Consider the following 7,276-nt stretch of genomic DNA (forward strand, 5'->3'; position numbering starts at 1 on the left):
GATCGGGCACAACTCGCCAATATGGCCAAGCAGGCGAAGGCTGTTCTCGAGACCGAGACGCTCGAAGCTGTAGCCGATCGCGGCTACTTCAACAGCCCGGAGATCCTCGCGTGCCACGAGGCCGGCATCACCGTAACTCTGCCCAAGCCGCTGACGTCGGGTGCCAAATCGGAGGGGCGCTTCGGTAAGCAGGACTTTGCCTATTTGCCAGAGGAGGACGCCTATCGCTGTCCGGCTGGGGAGCGATTGCCGTATCGCTACACAAACGAAGAAGACGGCAAGATGCTGCGGCGCTACTGGACCACTGCCTGTCAAAATTGCTCGCTCAAATCGCAGTGCACGACAGGACCAGAGCGGCGAATTACCCGCTGGGAGCACGAGCATCTGCTTGAGGCTGTGCAGCAGCGCCTTAACGCAAACCCAGAAGCCATGCGTCAGCGTCGGGAGACGGTCGAGCATCGGTTCGGCACGATGAAGGCCCGCATGGGAGCGACACACTTCCTCACCAAAACGCTCCCAGTAGCGGCCGAGATGGCACTCTCGGTCTTGGCCTATAATCTTACACGGGTCATGAACATCGTCGGGACCAAGCCACTGATCACTGCGATCGCGGCCTGAGACAGGCGCGGTTCCTAGCTTCCGGACCGATGCCCTTTGAAGCCGTTTTTACACGGCCAAGAACCATTGCGGACGTGGTCGGCTTTAAGGGCGAGCGCCATAGACCTTCGTAGCGTTCCATGACCATTTTGGATGGCCCGACGTTACCTACGTTCAATTGAACCACTGATCGCGATCGTCTTAGGCTGCATGCGTTGGAAAAGCGCACAGGCTCATGAAGTGCAACGGTGAAAAAAGGACGATCGACGGACGATAAAGGGGGCGGGCTCAAAGCTCGCTCCCTTAGGCTGCCTTCCGGTGGAATACGCCCCCTCCGTCGGAAGGTTTAAGGACGGTGAAGTCCCCCCAGCTTCACCGCCTGCTTTTTTCACTTGATCGAAAGTACCAAGAGGAAACTACAATGCCCAACTGCTCCCAAAGTCTGGCAGAGCCGCGCGATGCGCAGTTTGTGATGGCAAGTTTGGTCTCGTCGGGCACTACTTGTGGCGAACCCCGCTTTGCTCCAAGTCGATCGCTTCAGAATTCGCAAGGAGAGTGATCGCAATTGGGTGGCCTGGCTCCAAATCGCCTTCGACCAGCTGCCGGAGAACCGCGCAAGGGCTTTATGACGGTCCCGACTGACCCTGAGAATGTCCGCTAATTTGGGAAAACCGAAGTGAGCGGCGCACGGTCAAAGTGACGCGAATGACCCAACCCGGAAGTTAGCCTCTAGCAGGACACTGCTGTGATTTGAAAATTGCAACACGAGTTCGTAGAATTTTTCAGCTATCACAGGAGCAACCTTGAATATTGTTCTAATATCTCAACTGGTAGCGGCCGTCATCGTTGGGTTGTTTGTGGCATACAACCTGTTTCATTACGTACTTTTTCTTTTGGTGACCCGACCGAAGGACGCGAGCAAGATCGGCCACCAGCTGAATGAATTCGAGCAGCGCCAACTGATTGAGTGGACACCAAAGCCGAACGACTTTCTCAAACATGACGACGAAAGGCGCACATATGATGACGTGTTCGGCACGTATCGCGACGAGCAATCGAACTACAGCACGTGTGTGTTTCCCCGATTGGCATTTTCGCACCCTTACGAGGCCGAATGTACACTTTTGAAGCCGAAAGACGGGATGCGATTCCTGGATCTCGGATGCGGCTCCGGCGCGGCAGCCGAATACCTCGCCAGGCGGAGCAATATCGAAATTGTGTGCGTGACCAATTCATCTGTGCAGGCGGAGATCTGCCGGCGGAAGTTTGCGAGACTTGGCGGGCGTGGACAGGTGATAGTCATCGATTTTGACAGCCTCGATCTCCCGAATGAACACTTTGATGCCATCTATGCGCTCGAATCGATTGGCTACACCAAAGACCTGGACGCGTGGCTAGCTAGATGCTGGCGGATGCTCAAGCCGGGAGGACGGTTGCTGATCCATTCGCCGGGGTCGCTGGATCATTGTCGCCGTACCAAGGATTACTTGAGTGTCACCGCCTTCTTCGAGAATTGGCGCTACAATTTTGTCGGAGCCAATCTTCTCGTCTACAAGATGCGCCGACTTGGCTTCAGTCCAATCCACTATCGGCGACTACCGTTCTTGGCCTGGGGAGTAACCTGGAACTTCATTCAACACATGCTCTTGTGGAAGTACCGGCTAAAGATGCGCACATTCGTGGAACTGGAGCGAATTATTTGGCGCACGTCGAAGGTGTTTGTGTTTGGCAACCCGTACAACACGGTGCTGGCCACCAAACCCAAGGCACCATCTTGCTCCCAAACTCACACATCGGAAGCAGTGAAGCGGCCGCCCTGGCGGCACTTCGACGATACTCATCATTGGGATTCGACCGCGGAGGAATGGGTCCCCAACGACGACCAGTGATCGCGCGGGTCCACTGCAGTACAGCTATGCCGGCAAGGGCGCCGTTCGCTACGCCTGGTGTTCAGTCGGACCGGATCACGCGCTCTTCGCCGGCCAGGCACGACCTGGCCCGACATCACCAGCCCGGTCGCGGCCGCTGTCCTTGGCGGCATAGAGCGCGCGGTCGGCGGCCGCCACCAGAGCGTTGCGGTCCGTCGAGGTCTGCGACGGAAGCCCCGTTGCCGCGCCCAGGCTTACCGTGACCAGTCGGGACGGTGGGTTCTGCGCATGGAGCATGGCGAGCTCGTGCAGCGCATCACGAATTTCCTCGCCGATCTGGGCACAGCGATCTGAAACCGGCACGGTGCCAACGGATCACAGTGTCCGGTCGGACAATTGCAAGTGTATTATACATCTTGGGAAACAGCCGGCAGACGCCTCCGAATATCAGCCTGTTCAATCGACCCAAATGAAAGTCTCTTGGGATTGGCCCGCCGCAGCACGTTGATTCGCTGCCGCAGCACCACAATCTCTGCCTCGAGCGTTACTCGCGACCGTAGCAGATCGATCATCGTCCCAAGATCAGTTTGCACAAAACCAATATCGAGCAGCAGCATCGCCCGATTCTCTACCAACCGCCATCGGATTGGATTTACAAAAGGGACAGGGAGACCGTAATCAGACGTATGCCGCCGCCTTCATTTCACCGGCGAGTTCATTGTAGCAGACCGTCCATGCCTCGCGGGCGGCGGGCGTGAGATCTTCTCCAAGCGCCTGTTCGAGGGTCCAGAGCAGCGCTTCCCGCATCGCGTCGTAGTCGGCGGGCTTGACGCCATACTCGACATGACGGACGGCGAGATCGCGCAAAGCAGTCGAAACCTGATCCGGCTCGGGCAAATTGTACACGACCATAGCGAGCATGCTCATCAGCTTGAGGCCCTGAATGCGCATGTTGTTGTTGAACAGCGGCCGGAAACTCGGATTCTTGGCGAGTAGCCGCTCGTAGAACAACGCCCCGGCGACCTCCGGCATCACCGCCAGCCTGGCGAAGGTGGTCTGGACAAGTTCCCGTTGCGCCGTATTCATGATGTTTTTTCTCCCCTGCGGCGCCCCTCACTCGTCTAAACGCAACGCTACACTCGGCATGGCGGATGCACCATCCCACAGGGTACAAGCGTCACGTGACCTGGCAGAACGCCTTATCTCCTCGGCCCACCAATTTCCATGGGCCGCAGCATCATTCACATAGAAGCGGCTGCGATGTCGTCTCATCTAGCGCCATGAAACGTCTCACTCAGCGCCAAGCGGGAGATCGTAGTCAGACGCCGGCCGCCGCCCTCATTTCACCGGCGAGTTCATCGTAGTAGACCGTCCACGCCTCGTGGATGGGGGGCGTGAGATCTTCTCCAAGCGCCTGTTCGAGGGTCCAGAGCAGCGCTTCCCGCAGCGCGAGATTCACCGCAGGCCTGGCGAAGGCGGTCTGGACAAGTTCCTGCTGCGCCGCGTTCACGATGTTTCTTGCCCTGTCGTGCGCAGGCCGCTCGCTTGTTCTTGCGAGACCGCGCGTAGCATAGTGGGCGGGCTACCAAACTCGCTTACGAACGCGCGATAAAATGTTGCCATACTGTTGAACCCCCAGCCAAAAGCGATGTCGACCACCGACCGGCCAGTTCCCGTCGCCCCGGCGATCGCCTCGCGGCACCGGAGCAGTCGCTGGCGCGAAACGTATCGGGCGAAACTAACTTTGTTCGGTTCGAACAGCCGGTACAACTGGCGCGTCGACATGCCGAGTGCGACGGCGGCGCTGGCGGGCGTCAGGGTGGGATCGGCGAGATGCAGATCGATATAGCGCTTGACTGCCGCGAGCCGCGCCGAGTGCGGCGAATCCCGCCCGCGATTGGCGCCCTCGTCGGAGGCGTTACAAGTCAGTGCCACGAGGCCGCAGAGATTGCGCAGCACGGCCTCACTAAGTGCCTCGGGAAGCAGCGGCGCTTGCACCTTCGCCGCATCGATAGCTGCGCCTAGCAGCAAGCCGAGCGGCGACGCGCCGGGCAGCCGAAAGGGACACTCCAGTCGGCCCCCGGTTATAATCGGCGAGAGCGCGGCCCGCGGGATGATCAGCATGTCGTACGAGGCAGGGCCTTTCGATTCCGCGTCGAATTGCCATTCGGTTGAGCTTATGCAGAAATCGCCGGCTTCATGAATGAGGTCGACCGGCGTGCTGCGTGGGGCGGCCCTCCAGATCACCGGCACGCGAAATCGGCGGACGAAGAACGCTTCGGACTTGTCCTTGGCAACATCGGCTGCTGTGCGTTGGACCCTCTCGAGTTCCGATTTGATATCTAGCAGCGCAAATTCGCCGGCAATCGATCCGCTCGCTTCCGCGCGAAAGGCGCCGGGATCCGGGACCTTGCCCGGCGTGATGCTATGGGCCTGCTTCGCGAAGTAGTCGCACCAGCACCTCACGCGGTCGCGCGGCGCTATATGTTCCGTGGAAAAAGAGACTTGCATGACGACCCCTATGGAACCGACCGAACGTCCAAGGTTCCCAATCCTAAACTGATCGCATGGGTAAAGCGAGGGTGCGAGACTCCCACTGTCGGAGGCGATTATCCGACGCGGTGTGGTCCCTTCGCGTCTCGGTTTCCGCGGCCGAGATGGCCGCCGCATTCTCCCGTCCGATCGGCGGAGAATGAGACATCGTGCGGCGCTCACTGAGACGACGGCGGTGATGTGCGGCCCTACAGTCATTGAGATCGAGGTAAGGCCGAGGTTGCAAAGTTTCTTGCAGGGAGATCGTGATGACCGATGCCCGTATCAGGAGACCGTCACTGATCAATCTCAGGAGGGAGATCATCGAGGGCAAACTGATCGACACGCTCATGCGCACGGCGATCGAATACGCGGATGCAGCGCGAGGCCTGTTGATTCTTGCGCGGAATGATGAGTATCGGGTTGAGGCGGAAGTCACGACCAGCGATGATACGGTGACCGTCGGTCAGCGACAACCAAGTGTAACCGCTGCAGGTCTGCCGGAGTCTATCCTACGCTACGTGATGCGGACGAAAGAGAGCGTTCTTCTCCACGATGTCGCAGATGGCAATCTCCAAGAACGGGAGGCGAGGATACGTCGGCTGGTTGATTCCAACATCATCGGCATCTTCGTCTGGGATCTTGACGATCGGATCAGCGATGCCAATGAGGCTTTTCTCCGCATCGTCGGATACAGCCGCGAAGATCTCGTCTCCGGTCGACTGCGCTGGCGGGATCTGACGCCCACCGAATGGCGCGATGCCGACGACCGACGAGTGGCGGAGCTAGAGGCGACCGGAACCGCGCAACCCTATGAGAAGGAGTACTTCCTGAAAAGCGGCGCGCGCGTGCCGGTGCTGGTCGGGGCAGCGACGTTCGGCGGGCGACACGACCAGGGCATGGCCTTCGTCGTGGACTTAACCGAGCGCAAGCGGGCGGAGGAGGAAATTCGCGAAAGCGAGCGGCGTTACAACGAGGTGCAGATGGAGCTCGCGCACGTCAATCGCGTCACAACGATGGGAGAGCTGTCGGCCTCGATTGCCCATGAAGTCATGCAGCCAATCGCGGCGACAGTTAACAATGCAAAAGCTGCCTTGAACTGGCTAAACGCGCAGCCGCCAAATCTGGAGGAGGCCCGGGAGGCGCTCGGTGAGATCGTCAAGGAAGGCAACCGAACCACTGACGTCATAGGCCGGATCCGTGCCCTAATCAAGAAGGCACCCCCACGGAAGGATGCCTTGGAGATCAACGGAGCAATCCTTGAGTGCATTGCCCTGACCCGTGGCGAAATAGTGAAGAACGGCGTTTCGGTGCAGACACAACTCGCGGAGGGGCTGCCGCTCATTCAAGGAGATCGAGTCCAACTGCAACAAGTGATCCTCAACTTGATCATCAACGCCGTCGAAGCATTAAGCTCGGTTCGCGAGGGGGCGCGAGAGTTGGTGATCACCACTGGTAAGGGCAAGCCGGACGGCGTGCTCGTCGTAGTGCGGGATTCGGGTCCAGGTCTGAGTTCAGCGGGTCTCGATCGCATCTTTGAGGCCTTCTACACGACAAAGCCCGGCGGCTTGGGGATGGGTCTATCGATCTGCCGCACCATCATTGAAGCGCATGGGGGCCGACTGTGGGCCACCGCCGCCCAACCTCAGGGCGCGACTTTTCAATTCACGCTGCCTGCACAGTCAAATCAGGCAGCGTGAATTGAACATTCTGCAGCGGGCCAACAGCGGAGCAGATGGCTACCGTTACGAATCTTAATATGTCGCTTGGAGTTTTGCGATTTCAAGCACGCGCCCATCGTCCCCGTGACCGATTCGGGGGCGACTTCGGCTTGTGATGCTGTGGCCGGCTCCTCCACCGGCACGAGAGTGCCAAGGTATGGGCGCCGTTTTTGAGGCTCCCACGATTCGGAGGAGCAGCCTATGCAGTCAATTTCGACGGTCGGTCTGGATATTGCGAAGTCGGTTTTTCAAGTGCATGGCGTTGATGCAGCCGGGCAAGTGGTCATACGGCGTCAACTCAAGCGCCGTTTCGTGCTGTCCTTCTTTGAGAAGTTGCCGCCGTGCCTGGTGGGGATCGAGGCTTGCGCATCATCCCATTATTGGTCCCGTGAGTTGCAGGCGTTGGGACATACGGTGCGATTGATGCCTCCGGCTATGTGAAGCCGTACGTCAAGCGGCACAAGAACGACACCACCGACGCGGAGGCGATTTGCGAGGCGGTCACGAGACCCAACATGCGGTTCGTGCCGACCAAGACGGTCGAGCAACAGAGCTGTC

8 protein-coding genes and 1 pseudogene are annotated in these 7,276 nt (G+C 58.9%); 4 read left to right on the plus strand and 5 right to left on the minus strand.

Features of this window, described 5'->3' with window-relative positions:
* Both BLV07_RS45460 and BLV07_RS45465 read left to right on the plus strand, forming a co-directional pair.
* The coding region (locus BLV07_RS45460; RefSeq protein ID WP_143035751.1) for a transposase at positions 1-618 on the plus strand (618 nt) is incomplete at its 5' end.
* A 782-nt stretch (positions 619-1,400) separates the two neighbouring features.
* A complete protein-coding gene (locus BLV07_RS45465; RefSeq protein WP_244551467.1) occupies positions 1,401-2,486 on the plus strand; it encodes an SAM-dependent methyltransferase in 1,086 nt (361 codons plus the stop codon).
* Between the two features lie 75 nt (positions 2,487-2,561).
* Here the strand turns inward: BLV07_RS45465 and BLV07_RS45470 are convergent, their stop codons facing one another.
* The 5 genes from BLV07_RS45470 to BLV07_RS45490 form a co-directional block, all read right to left on the minus strand.
* Positions 2,562-2,828, minus strand: a complete 267-nt coding sequence (locus BLV07_RS45470) for a diguanylate cyclase domain-containing protein (RefSeq protein WP_244551468.1) — start codon at positions 2,826-2,828, stop codon at positions 2,562-2,564.
* Positions 2,829-2,872: 44 nt separating this feature from the next.
* Positions 2,873-3,082 (minus strand): hypothetical protein, encoded by a 210-nt coding sequence (locus BLV07_RS45475; protein WP_091899107.1) that lies wholly within the window; start codon positions 3,080-3,082, stop codon positions 2,873-2,875.
* 61 nt (positions 3,083-3,143) lie between these two features.
* Positions 3,144-3,551, minus strand: a complete 408-nt coding sequence (locus BLV07_RS45480) for a globin domain-containing protein (protein ID WP_091899108.1) — start codon at positions 3,549-3,551, stop codon at positions 3,144-3,146.
* A gap of 232 nt (positions 3,552-3,783) precedes the next feature.
* Complete coding sequence (locus BLV07_RS45485; RefSeq protein ID WP_091899109.1) at positions 3,784-3,975, minus strand: globin family protein; 192 nt, start codon at positions 3,973-3,975, stop codon at positions 3,784-3,786.
* Entirely contained in the window at positions 3,972-4,976 is a 1,005-nt protein-coding gene (locus BLV07_RS45490) for a helix-turn-helix domain-containing protein (RefSeq protein ID WP_176946201.1), read from the minus strand. The genes BLV07_RS45485 and BLV07_RS45490 overlap by 4 nt, the downstream gene beginning before the upstream one ends.
* Positions 4,977-5,266: 290 nt before the next feature.
* On the opposite strand from BLV07_RS45490, the gene BLV07_RS45495 reads away from it, so the two are divergent.
* Complete coding sequence (locus tag BLV07_RS45495) at positions 5,267-6,697, plus strand: sensor histidine kinase (protein ID WP_091899111.1); 1,431 nt, start codon at positions 5,267-5,269, stop codon at positions 6,695-6,697.
* A gap of 222 nt (positions 6,698-6,919) precedes the next feature.
* Positions 6,920-7,276 (plus strand): annotated as a pseudogene (locus tag BLV07_RS45500) (IS110 family transposase); the annotation flags it as partial.

The organism is Bradyrhizobium sp. Rc2d (assembly GCF_900099855.1).
Taxonomy (GTDB): Bacteria; Pseudomonadota; Alphaproteobacteria; order Rhizobiales; family Xanthobacteraceae; genus Bradyrhizobium.